The sequence below is a fragment of the Microcoleus sp. MON1_C1 genome, assembly GCF_036701945.1.
Lineage (GTDB): Bacteria > Cyanobacteriota > Cyanobacteriia > Cyanobacteriales > Microcoleaceae > Microcoleus.
The window spans coordinates 1-17,827 of record NZ_JAUBRO010000084.1 but is presented as its reverse complement, the minus strand read 5'-3'; the positions used below and the strand labels follow the sequence as shown (position 1 = coordinate 17,827).

The 17,827-nt window shown below is 47.3% G+C and carries 16 protein-coding genes; 10 read left to right on the top strand and 6 right to left on the bottom strand.

All coding sequences use genetic code 11. The features are described 5' to 3' along the window. Positions 1-170 precede the first annotated feature (170 nt). The gene (gene recJ / locus QUA62_RS27750; RefSeq protein WP_333408046.1) at positions 171-2,267 is read left to right on the top strand and encodes a single-stranded-DNA-specific exonuclease RecJ; all 2,097 of its coding nucleotides are present in this window, start codon (positions 171-173) and stop codon (positions 2,265-2,267) included. A gap of 121 nt (positions 2,268-2,388) precedes the next feature. Here recJ and psb30 read toward each other — a convergent pair whose 3' ends face one another. Next, positions 2,389-2,529 carry a photosystem II reaction center protein Ycf12/Psb30 gene (psb30, locus tag QUA62_RS27745; protein WP_190657431.1) on the bottom strand — a complete coding sequence of 47 codons (141 nt, stop codon included), beginning with the start codon at positions 2,527-2,529 and terminating at the stop codon, positions 2,389-2,391. Positions 2,530-2,878: 349 nt separating this feature from the next. On the opposite strand from psb30, the gene QUA62_RS27740 reads away from it, so the two are divergent. The 3 genes from QUA62_RS27740 (at position 2,879) to QUA62_RS27730 (ending at position 4,320) form a co-directional block, all read left to right on the top strand. Then, the gene (locus QUA62_RS27740) at positions 2,879-3,253 is read left to right on the top strand and encodes a YkgJ family cysteine cluster protein (RefSeq protein ID WP_333408045.1); all 375 of its coding nucleotides are present in this window, start codon (positions 2,879-2,881) and stop codon (positions 3,251-3,253) included. A gap of 198 nt (positions 3,254-3,451) precedes the next feature. After that, entirely contained in the window at positions 3,452-3,775 is a 324-nt protein-coding gene (locus QUA62_RS27735; RefSeq protein ID WP_333408044.1) for a hypothetical protein, read from the top strand. Positions 3,776-4,029: 254 nt separating this feature from the next. Continuing rightward, a complete protein-coding gene (locus tag QUA62_RS27730) occupies positions 4,030-4,320 on the top strand; it encodes a YggT family protein (protein WP_333408043.1) in 291 nt (96 codons plus the stop codon). Positions 4,321-4,580: 260 nt separating this feature from the next. Here the strand turns inward: QUA62_RS27730 and QUA62_RS27725 are convergent, their stop codons facing one another. The 4 genes from QUA62_RS27725 to QUA62_RS27710 all read right to left on the bottom strand — a co-directional run bounded on the left by QUA62_RS27725 (position 4,581) and on the right by QUA62_RS27710 (position 8,651). Continuing rightward, on the bottom strand, positions 4,581-5,012 hold the full coding sequence (locus tag QUA62_RS27725; RefSeq protein WP_190657424.1) for a hypothetical protein: 432 nt from the start codon (positions 5,010-5,012) through the stop codon (positions 4,581-4,583). A gap of 107 nt (positions 5,013-5,119) precedes the next feature. Further along, a complete protein-coding gene (locus QUA62_RS27720) occupies positions 5,120-6,169 on the bottom strand; it encodes a shikimate dehydrogenase (RefSeq protein WP_333408042.1) in 1,050 nt (349 codons plus the stop codon). A gap of 179 nt (positions 6,170-6,348) precedes the next feature. After that, on the bottom strand, positions 6,349-7,713 hold the full coding sequence (locus QUA62_RS27715) for a P-loop NTPase fold protein (protein WP_333408041.1): 1,365 nt from the start codon (positions 7,711-7,713) through the stop codon (positions 6,349-6,351). A gap of 551 nt (positions 7,714-8,264) precedes the next feature. Further along, positions 8,265-8,651 carry a hypothetical protein gene (locus QUA62_RS27710; protein ID WP_333408040.1) on the bottom strand — a complete coding sequence of 129 codons (387 nt, stop codon included), beginning with the start codon at positions 8,649-8,651 and terminating at the stop codon, positions 8,265-8,267. Positions 8,652-9,228: 577 nt separating this feature from the next. Between QUA62_RS27710 and QUA62_RS27705 the strand changes: the two genes are divergently transcribed. Beyond that, on the top strand, positions 9,229-10,563 hold the full coding sequence (locus QUA62_RS27705; RefSeq protein ID WP_333408039.1) for an alkaline phosphatase PhoX: 1,335 nt from the start codon (positions 9,229-9,231) through the stop codon (positions 10,561-10,563). Between the two features lie 159 nt (positions 10,564-10,722). Further along, a complete protein-coding gene (locus QUA62_RS27700) occupies positions 10,723-11,175 on the top strand; it encodes a hypothetical protein (protein ID WP_333408038.1) in 453 nt (150 codons plus the stop codon). Between the two features lie 581 nt (positions 11,176-11,756). Here QUA62_RS27700 and QUA62_RS27695 read toward each other — a convergent pair. Further along, on the bottom strand, positions 11,757-14,531 hold the full coding sequence (locus QUA62_RS27695; RefSeq protein WP_333408037.1) for a phycobilisome rod-core linker polypeptide: 2,775 nt from the start codon (positions 14,529-14,531) through the stop codon (positions 11,757-11,759). A 682-nt stretch (positions 14,532-15,213) separates the two neighbouring features. On the opposite strand from QUA62_RS27695, the gene QUA62_RS27690 reads away from it, so the two are divergent. The 4 genes from QUA62_RS27690 to QUA62_RS27675 all read left to right on the top strand — a co-directional run bounded on the left by QUA62_RS27690 (position 15,214) and on the right by QUA62_RS27675 (position 17,748). Then, entirely contained in the window at positions 15,214-16,398 is a 1,185-nt protein-coding gene (locus QUA62_RS27690; protein WP_333408036.1) for a class I SAM-dependent methyltransferase, read from the top strand. 306 nt (positions 16,399-16,704) lie between these two features. After that, positions 16,705-17,370 carry a hypothetical protein gene (locus QUA62_RS27685; protein WP_333408035.1) on the top strand — a complete coding sequence of 222 codons (666 nt, stop codon included), beginning with the start codon at positions 16,705-16,707 and terminating at the stop codon, positions 17,368-17,370. Between the two features lie 25 nt (positions 17,371-17,395). Further along, on the top strand, positions 17,396-17,617 hold the full coding sequence (locus QUA62_RS27680) for a hypothetical protein (RefSeq protein WP_333408034.1): 222 nt from the start codon (positions 17,396-17,398) through the stop codon (positions 17,615-17,617). Beyond that, a complete protein-coding gene (locus QUA62_RS27675) occupies positions 17,512-17,748 on the top strand; it encodes a DUF433 domain-containing protein (RefSeq protein ID WP_333408047.1) in 237 nt (78 codons plus the stop codon). Before QUA62_RS27680 ends, QUA62_RS27675 begins: the two co-directional genes overlap by 106 nt. Positions 17,749-17,827 lie beyond the last annotated feature (79 nt).

The following is a 17,827-nucleotide window of genomic DNA, read 5'->3' as shown; positions in this document are numbered from 1 at the left end:
CATTGCCGTTCTTGATAACTGTTCGCTAGTCTAACAGCGAGCGCACTTTTTGACCTGCTTAGTCTAAACTCCAATCTAAAATCTAAAACCTAAAATCTCAAATCTAAAATTGATTGACTGATGCACTTAATTAGGTAAGATTAACTATGTATATTTAAACCTCAGCTTCCGTGCAAGAGCTACCGACATCTCTACCCCCGCATTTTCACCGATTGCCAAACCAACGGTGGCAAATTTATTCGCCTCAAACACAGCAAGCCGAACAATTTGCCGCCGAAATCGGTTTGTCGCCCTTGCTGGCACAGGTACTGATTAACCGGGGCATCGATTCTCTGAAAGAAGTGCAAGGGTTTATCGAACCGGAATCTCTGGTTTTGCCCGCGCCAACCGATGAGTTTCCCGATTTGGCTGCGAGTGTCAAATTGTTGCGGGAAGCGATTTCGGGAGGAAAAAAAATTGCGATTTGCGGCGACTACGATGCTGACGGGATGACAAGCACCGCTTTGTTGCTGCGAGCTCTCAGGGCTCTGGGGGCGAATGTGGATTATGCTATTCCCAGCCGGATGCGAGAAGGTTATGGGATTAACGATCGCATTGTAGAAGAATTTCACTCCGAAGGTGTCGCTGTCATTCTCACGGTTGACAACGGAATTGCAGCTTACGGCCCGGTTGCCAGAGCGCGAGAACTCGGTGTCAAAGTTATTATTACAGACCACCACGATTTGCCACCAAAACTGCCGCCGGCTGATGCTATTCTCAACCCGAAATTAATCGCGGAATCTTCACCATATCGCGGTTTGGCTGGCGTAGGCGTTGCTTATATTTTGGCTATTACTTTGGCTCAGGATATGCAAAAAGTTGGCGGGTTGGTGAATCCGCTGCTGGAGTTATTTACGTTGGGAACTATTGCCGATTTAGCGCCTTTGACTGGAGTGAATCGGCGCTGGGTGAAGCGGGGTTTGCGGCTGTTGCCTCACTCGCAATTGGCGGGTATTCAGGCTTTGATTCAGGTGGCTGGAGTGCAGGCGGGAAGTACGGAAAGTTTACCTCTTCTGAATTCAAAAAGCCAAGCTAGCAATACGTTAAAGCCTGAAGATATTGGTTTTAGGCTTGGTCCCCGGATTAATGCTGTGGGGCGGCTGGCTGACCCTCAAATTGTGATAGAGTTGCTGACTACGGACGATCGCGAATTGGCTCTGAAAAACGCGATGCAGTGCGAACAAATCAATCAGCGCAGGCAGGAGTTGTGCCAGGAAATTGAGCAGGAAGCAATTGCTTGGTGCGAGGAAAGGGCTATAGACTTGCAGCAAGAACGAGTTTTAGTTGTCGTGCAACCGGGTTGGCACCACGGGGTGATCGGGATTGTAGCTTCTCGGTTGGTGGAACGCTACGGCGTACCTGTGTTTATCGGTACTTTTGAGGATGAGGCTGGCGAAAACGAGGCTGTAGGGACGGTCGCCCATAAAATTGTCCGGGGTTCGGCGAGGGGAATTCCTGAGTTTAATGTATTTGACGGGCTGAATTTTTGCGCGGATTTATTAACTAAATTTGGCGGACACAAAGCGGCTGGCGGTTTTTCGATGCCGGCCCAGAATCTCGAACAATTCCGCAATCAACTGTCAATTTTTGCCAATCAATGCTTGCAGCCGGAACACCTAAAACCGCTGGTTTCAGTTGACGTGCGAGCAGATTTGGCTGAGATTAATCTCGACCTTTACCGACAAATTGATGCTCTGGAACCTTGCGGAATTGAAAATAAGGCTCCTGTATTTTGGACGCCTAATGTTTGCATAACTGAACAGAAAATTGTTGGTAAAGGAGGTCACGTTAAACTAACTGCAACTCAAGATGGAAAAGTAGCGGCTAGTGTGAAGGCGATTGCTTGGCGTTGGGGCGAATATTTTCCTTTGCCTCGGCGGGTTGATATTGCTTACCGATTGCGGGAAAATAGTTTTAATGGCAAGACATCGGTGGAGTTAGAATTGTTGGGTGTTCGGCTACCGGCAAATGCTGCTACTTCCAGGCCACCGAGGTTGGGAAAAGTTGAGTTTGATTACTGCGATCGCACTTATTCTTGCAGTCTGTCTCCTGCAGGCTCGATCGAGGAATTGAGAATTCGCAACTCTCAAGGACAAGTTTTGGCTGTTTCACCCGGACAAAACATCGGTTTGTTAGGTAACTCCCGCAAAGATGCTAGAGAAGTCGATGTATCTCTACCTTTTTTTGAGAATTTGATTCAAACTGCTAAACACGCCCTGGGTATTTGATAACTCGGTATTTAATAAAAAATTTCGTGCATCATGGAAAATTGGCGATCGAGCGTTGTGAAATTTGGATAATTTAAAACTCAAAACTCCAAACTCTCGATCGCCCCGGAGCGTGCTATTATTACAGGTCGCCGCCTTTAGCTGCCAACAGAAAAATCACGATCGGGCCCGAAAGCACGACGGCTGCGAGTAAAGCTACCTGAACAATGAGTTGGTAGTCTACACCTGCCATACCACTGAAAAGATTGGTTATAAAGTCCATGTGTCCTCCTGACTGTAGTGATTAAGTCTAGATTGTTGAATTAGAAAATCCGCTTCTGATTTTACCGGGCGATCGTCCCTATTTTTTAAGGAACTTTACAAAATTCAACAAAATGTAAACTACGATCGACCTCTCAGTGACACCAAACCAGGGACTTGATGCCCCTTCCCCGAAAGTGAGCGGAATCTAAAACCTCAAATCTAAAATCGAATGCCCCTAGAGGAGATCCGCCTCCGGCGCTGGCAATTGATATACTTGAAGAGCCCCAATCTCCTAAAGTTTGGCATTTTCCCGATTATGCTCCGAATCTAAAATCTAAAATCTAAAATCTAAAATCTAAAATCAAACTATGGCTACTTGGCGTTGCGTAAAGCAGTGCGGTGCTTGTTGTTACCTCGACCCAACAGAGCGCCCCGACTTAGACGAGTATTTATCTGAAGACGAATTATCGCTCTATTTGAGCTTAGTCGGAGATGACGGCTGGTGTATCAATTTTGACAAAGCGACCCGAGAATGCGGAATTTATGGCGATCGACCGCGCTTTTGTCGGGTAGACTCAGAGGTGTTTCAGGAGATGTACGGCGTTGAACCGGCCCAATTAAACGATTTCGCGATCGAGTGCTGCTTGGAACACATTGAAGATCTTTATGGCCATCGATCTTTGGAAATGATCCGCTTTAACTCTGAAGTCGGAATTCTCGCCTTACCTGACGGTGTTGCATAATTGCGGGATGATTTTGATTGTTTTGTGGGATGGGCCCATGAACCCGAAGGCGTGTATTTTCACAGCAGGCGGGACACCCCACAAGCATCCTTTTCAAATTGTGCAACGCCTACCTGACAACTAACAATCTCCCGGTTTCTCACCGGGAGAGTGTCAAAATAAACAAATTAAGGAAATATCGCGCAGTTGAGTTGAGCTATGAGTAATCGAGAGGGTTTTACAGGGGGATTTATTGCCGGAGCTGCCCTTGGCGGCTTGGTGGGTGCAGTTTTGGGCACAGTGCTGTCGCGGCGCGCTGCTGAAGCTTTGCTGAGTGAACCTTCAGACGCAAAAACCAGAAAAATCCGCCAGAGGAAAGCCAGCCAACTCGAAGCCGACGGGATGGAAGTAGCAAGGCTGAGTTTAGAAGATAAAATTGCCCAGCTAAATCAGGCAATAGATGACGTGCGGCTGCAACTCGGCGACGTAAACGGCAACGCGCCGACGCCGGGTAACGAGGGATCGATCGCCCCAGACTCCTGAATCCATTTAAAATTTTAGATTAGTCTGGCAGCTCCATGGGGGCTACTAACATCTTGCGCCATTCTCCAGAACTGGCTTTTGGGCCTGTTCCACAAAGAGTGAATTTTATTGTGGGGTGGGTATCATATCCTGCCCGCCCGTAAAAAGCTTGATGCTCCCCCTCTCCCCCCTCTCCCTCCTCTGTCACTCCCCCAGCTATGCTAAACTCACAGTTAAAGTGTCTGTAAACTTTACTCAAACTACAAGCAAAATTTATGAGTTCTTCAATAGGCCTTTTGGCAACCACGCTAGCGACATTCCTGCAAATCTATCTAGTCCTGATGATTTTTCGGGTGCTGTTAAGCTGGTTCCCCAATATCAATTGGTACGACCCCCCGTTTTCGATTTTGAGTCAGTTAACAGATCCTTACCTAAATCTATTCCGATCGATTATCCCCCCCTTGGGAGGGATTGACTTTTCGGCACTGATTGCATTTTTTGTACTTCAGTACGGCTCGCAAATCTTGATCGCTCTTTTGAACAACTTGCAAACATCATTATTGTAGTTGGAAAAGCTTAAGTTTTTAAGCATCTACCCTAAATTGTTTTGCCGACCTAGCAGCAGGCAACTAAATTTGAGATTTGAGATTTTGACATGAACTCCCCGGTTGAAAAGCTGGGGAGTTACTCATAAATGAGAAATGAGAAATTGCCAGCCACTCAACAATCTCAAATCGAAAATCTCGAATCTAAAACTGCCGATCCGTTTCACGGGCAGCCAACCCAAAATCTCTTTCTCAGCAATCTAAAATCTCAAAGACTTTTGTTAGCGGCGAACCACGCCAGTAAAACCTGTAGCTTTAAATTGCTTGAGCTTCAAAGGTGTTCGTTGATTGGCGGCAACGGAAATTCTGAGCTGAAAATCGCTAACTCCGGGAGGAACTTCTTCTATAGAACCCAAGCGAGTGCGATTTTGCATCACCGGATTGTCGTCGGCATCATAAATGCGGCCGAAAATATCGGCATTGACAACTGGTTTGCCGGTGCTATTTTCAGCTTTTCCAGTAATCAAAAAGCAGGTAGCTTCCATAGAACTGCCGCTGGTGACGGTTCCTTCTCCCATTTCGGCAGGACATTCGCGATAAGAAAGGTCGGAAAGTTTAATCTGCGTCAGAGCCCAAGCAGGTGGAGTGAATACCAAACTAAAAATTCCGATTAGGCAAGTAGCAAAAAAAAGGCTGATAGCTCGAAATTTCATAAATGGCGGGGCAAGTATATTTTAATTCTCAGCTTAGCGCGAATTCAGCCTCTAATTCCTACTTATAGGAATTCTGAAAACTACAGCTACTTTTTGAAGAAATGGCATTAGTCTAGACCTAAATGCTGTCGCAAGGCTTGGCGCATCACATCAACTGGGACGGATTCTTTATCCAGCCAAATTTTTAAGGCGGCTGCTCCTTGTTGAACTAGCATTTCGAGTCCGTCAATAGCTCGCGCTCCCCGAAGCTGTGCATCTTTGAGAAACTGGGTAGGATTAGGGGTGTAAATTAAATCATAGACGATCGCACCTGCTGAAATTCGATCGAGCGCACCCTCCGCAACCGGCGACTTTTCCCCCTGCGGATACATCCCCACAGGCGTCGTGTTCACCAGCAAATCTGCCTGCGAGATTAACATTGACAAATTCTCCCAAGTATGAACCTGCAAATTCTGCACGGGCCTCGGAGAATTGACCCAACTCTGCTGAAATTCCGCTAAATTTTGTTCGTTGCGGCCGACAACGTGAATCTCTGCACATCCCAATTGAGCGCATCCAGCCACAACAGCTCTCGCCGCCCCGCCATTCCCCAAAATTACCGCTACTTTCTGACTCCAATCGGAACCCCCCCTAGCCCCCCCTTGGTAAGGGGGGGGACAGGATTCAACAGCCCCCCCTTGGTAAGGGGGGGGACAGGATTCAACAGCCCGTGTTTCGTAAGGAGGCGAATCAGATTCGACAGCCGTATTGCCCCTTTCTAAGGGAGAGGTCGCGTCTTTAGCCCCCCCTTGGTAAGGGGGGGTTGGGGGGGTTTGCAGCGGCACGAGAAAGCCTTCAACGTCAGTATTTGTGCCGCACCAACCTTTGTCAGTCAGGTATACGGTATTGACTGCGCCGATCGCTCGGGCGATCGGGGAAACTTCCGACAGCAGCGGTAAGATGGCTTGTTTGTGCGGAATCGTGATGCTAAATCCCCGAACGCCGATCGCCGCAAATCCTGCAATAGCAGCTTTTAAATCCCCTGGTTTTACCGGAAAGGGCAAGTAAACAAAATCGACTCCCAAGTGGGAAATAGCAGCATTGTGCATCGCCGGCGACAGAGAATGTTCGACGGGATGACCAATTACTCCCAACAGTTTAGTAGTGCCTTTAATCATTTTTGTTAGTTGACTGTTGACTGTTGACTGTTAACGGTTGACTGTTGTGAGTTTTCATACCAGATCCTGCTAGAATACCGCCCTTATTCTTTAGTCCCCCTCTGCTCGGACTTCGTTTGACTCTTAAGCGATTTCAATCGCCGATTGACTATCAACTGTCAACTGTTAACTGTCAACTGTCAACTGTTAACTGTTTCCCGAAACTCTTTGGCGTCAGCCAAAATCGGATTGACATCAAACCAGTAATCCTCGCCGTAACGGTATTCAAACACCCAGAGACTACGCAGCAAGATTTGGTATTTAGTTTCCCCACTCACAGTTTTGGTAGCGGATACTTGGCGCAGCAATTTCCACTCATCGGGTTCGATCGCCAAAGTAAGCTGGTGGCGCCGCTGGACGATCACATTTTCCAAAGTTTCCCGCGACAGAGGAGGGTCTTGTTTCTGCAGACAGCTATACAGCAGTTGCAGCAAATTGCGGACATGACCGCCGCTGACTCGACACAGGCGATCGAGAGTTTCCGCAGAGTCGAAAACTTTGCCCACCAAAGCATAGCGCTGCGAAGGCTGCACTGTGGGAAAAGCACGCGCCAGAACCATCTGACGCAGCAATTCCAGACCCTCAGAGCACTCAGAACCGTCGCTAAACTGCACCGGCACCATCGGCAAAACCTTCGGATCTACCCCAAATCGATTGGTCAACTGGCCCAAATCGTTAGAGAAAATCAGCACCAAAGGAATTGTATACACGACGTGACAATTTAGTCTTGCCAACTGTTCGCCGCGATCGACAAACAGGTATTCCGGCTGAAGCCGCCCCGTCGGTTTCGCGCACAGGTGTATGCGATCGAGATTGTCGATAATTACTACAAGTCCTTGTTTCCCTTGGCGTTTGAGTTCTTGATTAGCCGGCTCCAGCAACTCCTTATTCAGCGCATCTAAAATTACGTTAGTTCGCGGCTCCAAATATTGCCTCAACTCCGATCGCAGATTCGGAGCATCTTTCGCCTTAGCAGTAATTTTGCCAATTCCCAGCGCCAGAGAAAACTCTCCCTCCGTGCTGGCATTTATTTCCCCAAAACCAGGGACATTAGCTTCAGCCCTCAAGTCTATTTGAGTTTGAAAAACATCAGCAACCCCTTTGAGCAAAGCTTTAAAACCCGTCGGTTGCAGCTTGATTTTCATTTTCTCGATGCTTTCGCTCACCTGACGAGCAACGCTCAACAAAATGTCAGTGATATCTACATCTGCCATGTCTAAGTCTTTACTCGACTCAAAGTAAACAACATGAAATCCTTGTTGCTGCAATTGAGCTTGCAGCCGCAGCAATTCAGTTGATTTACCAGAGCCGATGTGACCGGTGAATAATTGACAGGTAGGTGCATCGGGGGACAGACGGCTGATGGTGCGCTCCAATTGTTCGACGATTGTGCCGCCCCGCACTGAAGAGAAATCGATATAGTATTGTCGGTCTTTTTGATTTGCTACTGCCAGGGTGTAGCTGGGATTGCAGGCGCTATAAAATTTCTGTAAATTTAGTTCCATACCCTGTTCCATCTTTCACAACATTATGCCCTAATAGCTTATTCGTTTCGCTATGGTAATAATCAGCACAACTTCTCAGTTGATTTCGCTGTTTTACGGAGCAATCAATATCTTGATACCTGCCTAAATCAGCACTCCAAAATTATACTTTTTTTGGATACTGGAAATAAATAAAACCCACTAAAATATCCCATAAATCAGTAATTTATCCTCGTATAGCGAACGCGACTTCATTGACAGCACAGACGAAAAAATGACAGTAAGGTTCTCCAATAAAGTGATTATTGAAGTACGGTTAACCGAATAAAAAACAGGTAGAAATCAGGTATCCATAAACCAGGTTTTTTAAATAATACCTTGTAGGTTGAACCCTAGTGGAGCGAAACCAACAAAAGATTTTAGATTGGCTATTTTAGATGGGAGCAAAAATGTAAAATCTAAAATTTTGGGTACGAGTGCCTCAACCCAACCTACTTTCTTAGAGCATTTTGACTTAGGCGCGAAGGTGTTGTGTAAGAAACCGGGTTTCTCGGTGCGATATTTTTTGGGATCTACTTATTTTTGATCGATTCTACCATTTGGTGAGCGACACCTGCAGCCGAAGCGGGATTTTGGCCTGTGACGAGCCTCTCGCTGGCCACAACGCCAACTTGAAAATTAAGATTAACTAACGCCGCCAGCCCGTGACAGACAGCACCAACAATGCCCTCTGCTTCATAAATAGCACCAATCCCAGCAAGTTCCTGGTTATCAGCAAAATCCCACATTGTACCGTGTCCCCCAGCGTAGAAAATAGCGCCATGTTCTGCGGGGTCAATTTGTGCAGGATTGAGAGTATGTTCCACTCGCGCCACCTGTCGCCCACCACTTTTGGCGAGTTGTATTTCGCCGAATAATTGACGTTCATCCAAAACGGCTCGTACCCAATTTAAGAGCAATTAGACAAACCCTTGCATCGGGATTTGGCTTTAGCGTTCTTCCCGACTACTTGTGTGCAGTTTGCTTGGGTAAAAAAAACAGAAAATAATAAGCTCCTCGTTTGGGGTGTACTTTATCCAATTGCAAACCGCTATTTCAATGGGTCATTTTCCTATAAATCCTTGAACTCAGTCCAGTTGTGTAGAAGTTTAAACCGATTTTCTGGGTAGATTTTTACAAATAGAAGCTGTTAAAAAAGATATATAATGTCAACGAAGAAATAGCTAGCTCAACACAAAATTCATAATTTTTAGTGACTTATTTTAACTTTTAAAATATTAAGGCAGAGAGAGTTTTTTATAAGAATCTCTTGAACAAAGCCGATTAAGGTAATGTCAAGCCTGCAAATTCCTACTGAATAAAAACGTCAACAGGCTGAAAATATAGAGCAGCGAACAGCCCGGTTAGCAGCGCAATTCCGAGCCACTGGGATTGACATTGAACAACTATGAAACAACCTTAATGAGAAGTTAAACCAACCTTATCTTAGCCTTGATGCAAGTTTAGTATGCTTTGTTTAATTCACCGGAAAAGCTGATGCAACTCTCACGACGAAAGTTTTTTACCTTGGCAGGAGCGAGTGCTGCTGGCACTTTGATGATGTCTCCTCTAGAAGCGCTTTATGCCAGAAAGGCGAATGGTCAATCAGTATTTGGGGGAGGGTATGGGCCCCTCGTACCCGATCCGAATGGATTGTTAGATTTACCCCGTGGGTTTCAGTATCGGGCTTTTTCACGAACCGGCGAAATGATGAGCGACGGTTCCCCTGTTCCCGGTGGTCACGATGGCATGGCGGCTTTCCCAGGTCCCCAAAACACGGTGATTCTGGTTCGCAATCACGAACTGAGCCCGAATTCTACAACACAAGTTGTGGGCCCAAATCCTTACGATCCTCTTTGCAAAGGCGGAACAACCACACTACAGGTTGGCCCCAATCGTCAGCTCGTCAACCACTACACTTCACTTAGTGGCACCTATCGAAATTGTGCGGGCGGTCCGACTCCCTGGGGTTCTTGGATTACTTGCGAGGAAAATGTCTCGACTCCGGCGACTAATAAACCGGGCAATGCGACAAATGTCTCGAAATCTCACGGCTACAACTTTGAAGTTCCGGCTCAGGCAACGGCTCCTGTGAATCCCGTACCTTTAGTTGCGATGGGGCGGTTTAACCATGAAGCGGTGGCGATCGACCCCAAAACCGGAATTGTCTACGAGACTGAAGACCAAAGAGATAGCCTTTTGTATCGTTTTATCCCATTTCAACGGAACAATTTAAGCGCAGGGGGCACTCTGCAAGCGCTGAAGATTAAGAATATGCCTCAGGCAAAAACTTTTGCAGGCTTTCCCAAGGGCCAACCGATGCCGGTGGAATGGGTGACAATTGACAATCCTAACCCTGCTACGGATACGGTACGGGTCGAAGGTTTCGGTAAGGGTGCTGCCCAGTTTGCTCGTGGGGAAGGCATCTGGTACGGCAATCGTGAAGTTTATTTCTGTTGTACGAACGGTGGCTCTGTTGATGCTAATGGCAGACCGAACGGATTTGGTCAGGTTTGGCGGTATCTTCCCGATCGAGATACGATCGAACTTTTTGTTGAGGCTAAATCGGCTGACGAACTCGACGGTCCTGACAACATTGTTGTGGCACCTCATGGCGATCTGATTATTTGCGAAGATGGCAATGATGAGCAGTTCGTGGTGGGCGTAACTCCCAACGGGGAACTGTATCGTCTGGCAAAAAATGCTATCAACGATAGCGAGTTTGCGGGAGCCTGCTTCTCGCCGGATGGTCGAACTATGTTCGTTAATATCCAAACCCCAGGCATCACGTTTGCCATTTGGGGCCCTTGGAATTCTCAACGAGGAGCATAACATTACTGCCTTATAGTGCGAGCATTTTATTTGCCTGTAAAACGCTCTTATGTTCGCACTATGCAGAAGATGGTGAATCACGCCGGATTGTGGCAACATCCGGTGTGGGTTCTCTATAAGCTTCTGAAAGTTTAACGGTTTGTGGGAGTTTAAATAGTCGTGCAATACGTCCGCCAGTCGAAACGAGTGTTTTATACTCTGGTAATGGTGTCGATCGCCTTTGGCGTTGATTTATCTCAATCTAGGGATTCAGTCGCTCAAATACCCGTTGATTATGTTTGCTATATACAGACGAGTGATGGTCGAACGATCGACTTAGGTAAGCTTTGTGGAAGTAGTGGCAGAGGCCTCCCGATCGCTTTAGATCCCAATGACCAGGCGTTTCTTAATAGTTATCAACGATCCTTGAGCAAACGGCTCAATTCAGCCTCATCCGATGCCGTGTCTCGCGTTCAGCGAAATCCCCAAGCCGCTATCGAACGTGCGCGCGGGATATGTAATGCGCTGAGTGCGGGAATGTCGATCGACTTGCTGCAACCTCAAGGCAATGCTGAAGTTGATGCGCTTAACGCTCTGGCTCCTAAATATTACTGCTCTGAGTTTGACGACTGACCAAGGAAGTAACTAGATTTTGAAGGGAAGAAAGGGTTGATTAACTGTAAGACTTTTTCTGACATTTGCTAACAATCACTTACATTTACAAGATGTCTTTATGCCATGTAGAATGAATTTAGCCGAGCCGATTAACGGTGACAAACCTTCGTAGTAAGGAACCTCTATATAAATAAGTTGCCTCTACATTATCAAAGCAAATAATCGAATTGGCTAAATGCGGTCACGTGAAAACCAAGCTGAACCCTCATAGTACAAGTGCTTCTAGAGATTTCTAGGGGCTGCTGGTTGATACGCATTGGTTGAGTTCTCATCTCAACTTATAGCGGTTGGCAATTGGATGAAGTACACCCCAAACGAGGAACTTCTTCTTTTGGGCATTCTGAGCCTGTACCTCATCCTAATGACAACTGGTATAATATCCTCTTCATCAGCATTCATCAGCGGTTAAAAATTCAAAATTTATCAAGACAGCGCAACTACAAACCTGTCATAAAAAAGGGCTGGCAATTACGCCAGCCCTTCAACTAATTTTAGATGTTAAATTATTGCTAATTTAACATCTAAAACCTCAAATCCATCTAGCTTCTGTCAGTAGCAGCTACTGGCTCAAAGCTTGGAACCACCAACTCATCATTCTGCTTGGTGAGTTGATTGTACAGCCTTTCGGTATTCGGGAAATTCGCAGCAGGGAGAGTCGGAAAGCGACGGTAAGGAACAGTATCCTCGCCAAACGCCTCCGCATATTCAACGCTGTTCAACATTGCGTTGATAAAGCCCTTAATCCCTTTACTTGCCAAGATTTGGTTGTAGGTCCGAATCTCCGCTTGATTGCGGGGAGCGCGGCCCAAGAAGTGCTTGGTTCCCAACTCAATCACCTTAGTATTCGGATAAGGTGCGTAGAACTGTTTGATGTACAGGGACGAGCAGCCCAAAGCCTCAATGAACTCCTTGAGATTGATTTCATTGTTGCCCAGTTTGCTTTCCAGTGCCGTGAATTCATTCTTCACAACATAGGGGTGGATGTCGCGCTCAAAAATTTGACGGTAAGCAGCTTGAATTAAAGTTTTCAAAGCTACTTTGTCCGAAGTATTCGTCAGCTTGAACACCTTAGTTTGTTCGCGCCGCTTGCTGACACCTTGAGCGAGGCTATTTTGTAACTCGAAATCGCCCCGATCGAGCGCAGTGCCGAGTTCGATAAACCGAGGAGTTTCTGGCGTCTGAGCTTGGACATTTTGCTCAGCGACGGAACCCGATCGCATCGTCCGCATCGACAAACCACCGGGAGTCACATAGCGCTCGTAGGGAACTGTATCTTCCCCAAAAGCTTCGTTGTACTCCGTGCTGTCGAGGATGGCATCGACCAGCGCGTAAAAACCCTTCTTGGAACAAATGTCAAAGTAAGCGTTCATTTCCTGGCGGCCGTAGGTAGGGCGTCCCAGGAGTCGGCGGTGAATGTACTCGATCGCCTTACAAACGTAGAGCTTGCTCCAGTACATATTGCGGAACACGTCAGACTTCGCCAACATCCGAATAAACTCGCGCATCGGAATCTCGCCGTTTTCCAGCTTAATTTCCGCTACCTTTTGGCGCTGGCCGTCGAACACGTCGCGACCAAACACTTGCAGGTAAGCTGCCCGAATCACCGCTTGGGTGGAACTTTCGGTAAATTTGACACTGGAACTGTTGCTGTAGCTGCTAGAGACACCGCGAGCAGTTTTCTTGGAAGCCACATAGCCGCCTGGTAACTGGTCTAATTTAAAGACCTTGGGGCCCAGAGAACCAGGAGCAGCACCGCGAGCCGCCGGATTGCTCAACTGATTGTCAATCCCCGCACCTTGACGGATCAGGATGCGGCGGGTGTCCTTGCCGAAGGGAGCGGGACGGCTCTTGGGGTTGCGAGTTTCTTGCGGGAAAATCGCGCCGAACTGAATTTCCAGCGGATCGTTGCCAACACCGTAAACGTGCTGGTCTGGCAGAGGCTGGTTGTAGCCGGCAAACAAGGTGATGAACTGAGGAACCTTGCGGAACGGAGCGCTGAAATTGAACAAATCAATTTGCGGGCCCCAGTTGCGACACTCCTGAGCTTCTTGGCCCAAACCGCGCAGGTAAGGCACTGTTTCTTCGCCGAAGTAATCGGAATACTCCTGGGAATAGACCATCGCGTCTACAAGGGCTGGCAGGCCGCCTTTGCTGACGATCGCAAAATACTTGCTAAATTCCTCCCGCGAACTCAAACCGCGGCCTAGGAAGTGACGGGCGGCCAATTCTACAGCGCGGCTGTTGACAAACGGCTCGTAGAATTGCTGACGGTACAGAGGAGATTTGCCAAGGCGGCGAATAAACTCTTTCATCGAGATTTCGCCATTTTTGACCTTGGATTCCAAGTCAGAAATGCTTTGGCTGTATGCGCGGCTAATGTCGCGCTCGAATACTTGGCGGTAAGCTGCTTTGATTACTTCTAGCTTTTCAGCCGAAGACAGGCCGGTTTTCATGACGAATTTCGACCGTCGCTCGGATGCGTTGAAGTAGATTTGGGGCAGTTGCAGTCCTTGCTGGTCGTTGCTTTCGCGCTGCCGCACCTTGTCTGAAGGTGTGGGAGCTTTGAATTCGGTAATAGCTACGTCGAAATACTGTCCGACGATCGCCGCGGCCTCTGCATTGTTTTTGAAATAGCCCAAGGATGCTGCCTTCATTTCCTGCATTGCCACAATTGTGGCCGCGGAAGAGCAAGCATTTTCGATGATTTCCCGCAATCCGCGCACGTTCACCGAAATAATGTTCGGGTCGCCAGCTACGATCGCGTAGGTGATGTAGCGCAAAAACCAGCTCAAGTCCCGCAGAGATTTGGTCATGTTGCCCGGGCCGTAGCGCGAGACATTGATCGGCTGAAATCCTGCTGGGATTGGACCGCTGTAGCCGCCACCGTTGCCAGAAAATAGATTTCCTAGCCCCAAGAAACCACCGCCGCCACCGCCGTTGCCGCCGCCTGCGCGACCTTCAACGTAGGTAACAGTTCCCAGTTTCATGCCTTCAGAGACATTCCCCGAGCCGCCGCGAGCCGCTCCTGCTACAGCCATTGCAGGTTCTTGTGGTCTTTCCAAAAATGCCAGCGGGGAACCGCCCGTAAAAATCCGGTTGGCTGCGCGGGATACTATCAGTTCCGAGTTTTGGGTCAGCGTCGCAGAGATATCGATCCGAAGAGCCCCTGAACTGAAATAACTTGCCAGTTCGCTGAGTTCGCCCCGCTGTAGAAAGCGGTCTTGCTGTTCTGCTTGCGAAATTGTTGCGACCGGTACAGTTTGATATAGTTGCGGACGCGCAACCGAGCTTCCACCACTTGCCTTTACAGTCATTAGACTCCTTCGCTCCCTATCTAAATAGTTGCAGCATTTAACCCGACTAACCTTGCCTTCTCATGCAGGGCAAAGTAGGTATTTTTGCTTTGTTTACTTTTTGCCTTTACCCGTCACGAGGTTCGGGCGCGCTTACTTTCTTAGATTAAAATGTTTTGGTTTCATCTTTCTGCCTGCCGGGAAATGTCCGATCCGAAGGCAGGCACGGGGTACTCCCTCCGCTGCGCTCCGCCGGCATACCCGTGGAAAAAAAGACTCGGCAGGAGAGTTGCCTTTGGGCGATTGCAGCAAGTGCCGTCAATTAAGGGAAAAGAAAATCAAATATTTTCTTCGGCCTTTTTCTGGGCGTTTAACTTTCTGCTTAAAGACGCCTCCGCTTTACCAGACAGTTCAGCGGTGGGTTATTGACAGTCCTTGTTTGTTAAAAAGCCTGCCGACATTTATTGTATAGATTTAAGAGAGCGTATATGAGAAAAAATGATAAGTTTTATTACGCACGAGCTGTCAGGGCTTGGCAGTCATGGGTTGGTCGATCGCGCGATCCCTCTGTTTGAGGCTTCCCAACGCCAGGGAGGCGCCACTTTTGTTGCGAGTAACGAAGCATTAGAAGTGCATGGCCTAGCGCTGTTACCCCCTAGCTACTGACAACCAATTTCCAAACCCACGCACTATTACCTCACCTATGGATACTACGCCTGATATCAGCGCTGCCGTGCGGCGGCTTTACGATACTTTCCCTTTCCCGCCCGATCCTTTGTCCGATGAACCGCCCCCTGGGTACAACTGGCGCTGGAGTTGGCCTGATGCTTACAATTTTTGCACCGGGCAAAAGCCGCCAAAACTGGATATTCGGATTTTAGATGCTGGCTGCGGCACTGGTTCGAGCACCGATTATCTGATTCACCTCAATCCTGAAGCTTCGGTGACGGCGATCGACCTGAGTGAAGGTGCTTTGAAAGTAGCACAAGAACGCTGTCGGCGATCGGGAGCGCGCGAAGCTGATTTTCGCCACCTCAGCCTGTACGATGTCGCCGAGTTAGAGGGCGAGTTTGATTTGATTAACTGCGTGGGCGTGCTGCACCACTTACCCGATCCGATCCGGGGCATTCAAGCGCTGGCGGCGAAGTTGGCAGAGGGCGGTTTGATGCACATTTTTGTGTATGCTGAGCTCGGACGCTGGGAAATTCAACTCATGCAAAGGGCGATCGGACTTCTTCAAGGCCCGCAAAAAGGTGACTATCCCGATGGTGTGAAAGTCGGCCGTCAAATCTTTGCTTCCTTACCAGAAAACAACCGTCTTGTCAAGTACGAAAAACAGCGTTGGGCAGGAGAAAATCGGCGGGACGAATGTTTTGCTGATATGTACGTTCACCCGCAGGAAATTGACTACAATATTGAGACTTTGTTCGAGTTAATTGACGCTTCGGGATTGGAATTTATTGGTTTCTCAAATCCGGGATATTGGCAGTTAGAAAGACTTTTGGGGAAAGCGCCGGAATTGATAGAAAGAGCTCAGGGTTTGACGGAAAGAGAGCTTTATCGATTAATTGAATTGTTAGATACGGAAATCACTCATTACGAGTTTTTTTTGGGCAAAAAGCCTGTTAATAAAATTGATTGGTCGGACGATAAGGCACTTTTGGCAGCAATTCCAGAGTTGAGTAGTTGTATGCACGGTTGGCCTAGTCAACAAGTGTTTGATTGCAACTACCAATTGATCAATTTGTCAAGTGCGGAATTTGAGTTTTTGCAAGGTTGCAATACCAGAACTGTGGGAGATATTTTGGCGGATGTGGAGATGGGATTGGATGAAGTGCGATCGATCTTATCAAAACAGCTAATTTTGCTAATGCCTGGTCAAATCTAAAATCCCAAATGGTGATTGAATTTTGGACAGACAAGAATGTGAAACTAACTAAGCCCACCTAAAAAAACAGAATACCCAGCTCCCCGATTTCGCCCAAGTTGTCGGGGAGCTAAAAGCAGAGCGTTTTACATCAAATCCCTGTGCATTGGAATTGTATAATTGAGGTAGTCCTCAACTAGCTCGCGGAATTTATCCCAAAAGCGTTATTTTATGACTATTAATAGTAGGTTGATTGGGTTCTGGCTTGAAAGTGCCCTTATTCCAAGATTGCTTTTTATCCCTTTTATTCAAAAATAGAAAACCAACATGAGTTACGGTGGTAATGAAGATGACTCAATTCTGGCTCGTGCCGGAATAGCAACAACTGTAGCGGCTCTATTAGAAGAACTCCGCAGGTGGTATAACTGGGGTGAATATGATAGCACTGGTGTTAAAATCTTGACCAAATTAGGTGAGATTGGTCAGGGCGACCCAGAAGCTATCGCAGCACTAGAGCGATCCTCCAGGGGAAATATTCCTAAGACACGTTATGCGGCTCAAGATGCTCTATCTCGTTTGGCTGGAAAAGGAGATAACCTAGCCATTGCAGCACTAGAGAAGTGTCATTCCTATTGGCGTGAACAAGAGCGTCAGAGTCAGGAAAACGCGCAAAGACGCGCAACGGTAAAAGAGAGAGAGGATGCACAGAAGTTAGGGATTACGGTGGGGGAATTACGGCAGTTAAAGCAATCGGCTTCTTCAGCACACCAGGCACGAATTTTGGATCGCCACGGCAAACAGCAATATGGAGAGTCTCAGTTTCACACAGGACAGAACGTTATCTCCTTAATTGAAAATTGGAAATACGCGGGACAAATTGGCATTATAAAACGCGCAGTTAATAGCAAGTTTGTGGTAGTCCAATTCGACGACGGTTATCTTACCATTCAAGGCGATGACAAATTTAGGCTAGTGAGCAATGGTGACAGTTAACTTTTGCACTTTTACAAAACGGTGTATGTCGCTGGCTTCCCCAGATTTGCCGTCGGTAGTAGCGATCGCTTTTGAGTTTATTTTGATAGAAGACAATTTAGTCTTGAGTTTTATGAATGTAAACAAATATTTGTACCAATTATTGCTTGCTTTAGGGACTACCACGACATCATCACAATTGAACCTGGAAAACGCAGTGGCAAACCATGTATTCGGGGAATGCGAATCGCCGTCTACGACATCTTAGAGTATCTCGCAGGTGGCATGACGGAAGCAGAAATTATGGAAGATTTTTCAGAATTAACTTCGGCAGACATCAAGGCCTGCCTTGCTTTTGCCGCATATCGTGAGAAAAAATTATTTGTGGCCTCCCTGTGAAACTATAGCAATTCCATTTGAGATGTAAATATGGATTTCTCTGGTAAAATAGGAAAGTTTGATAATAAATGAAAGGGAA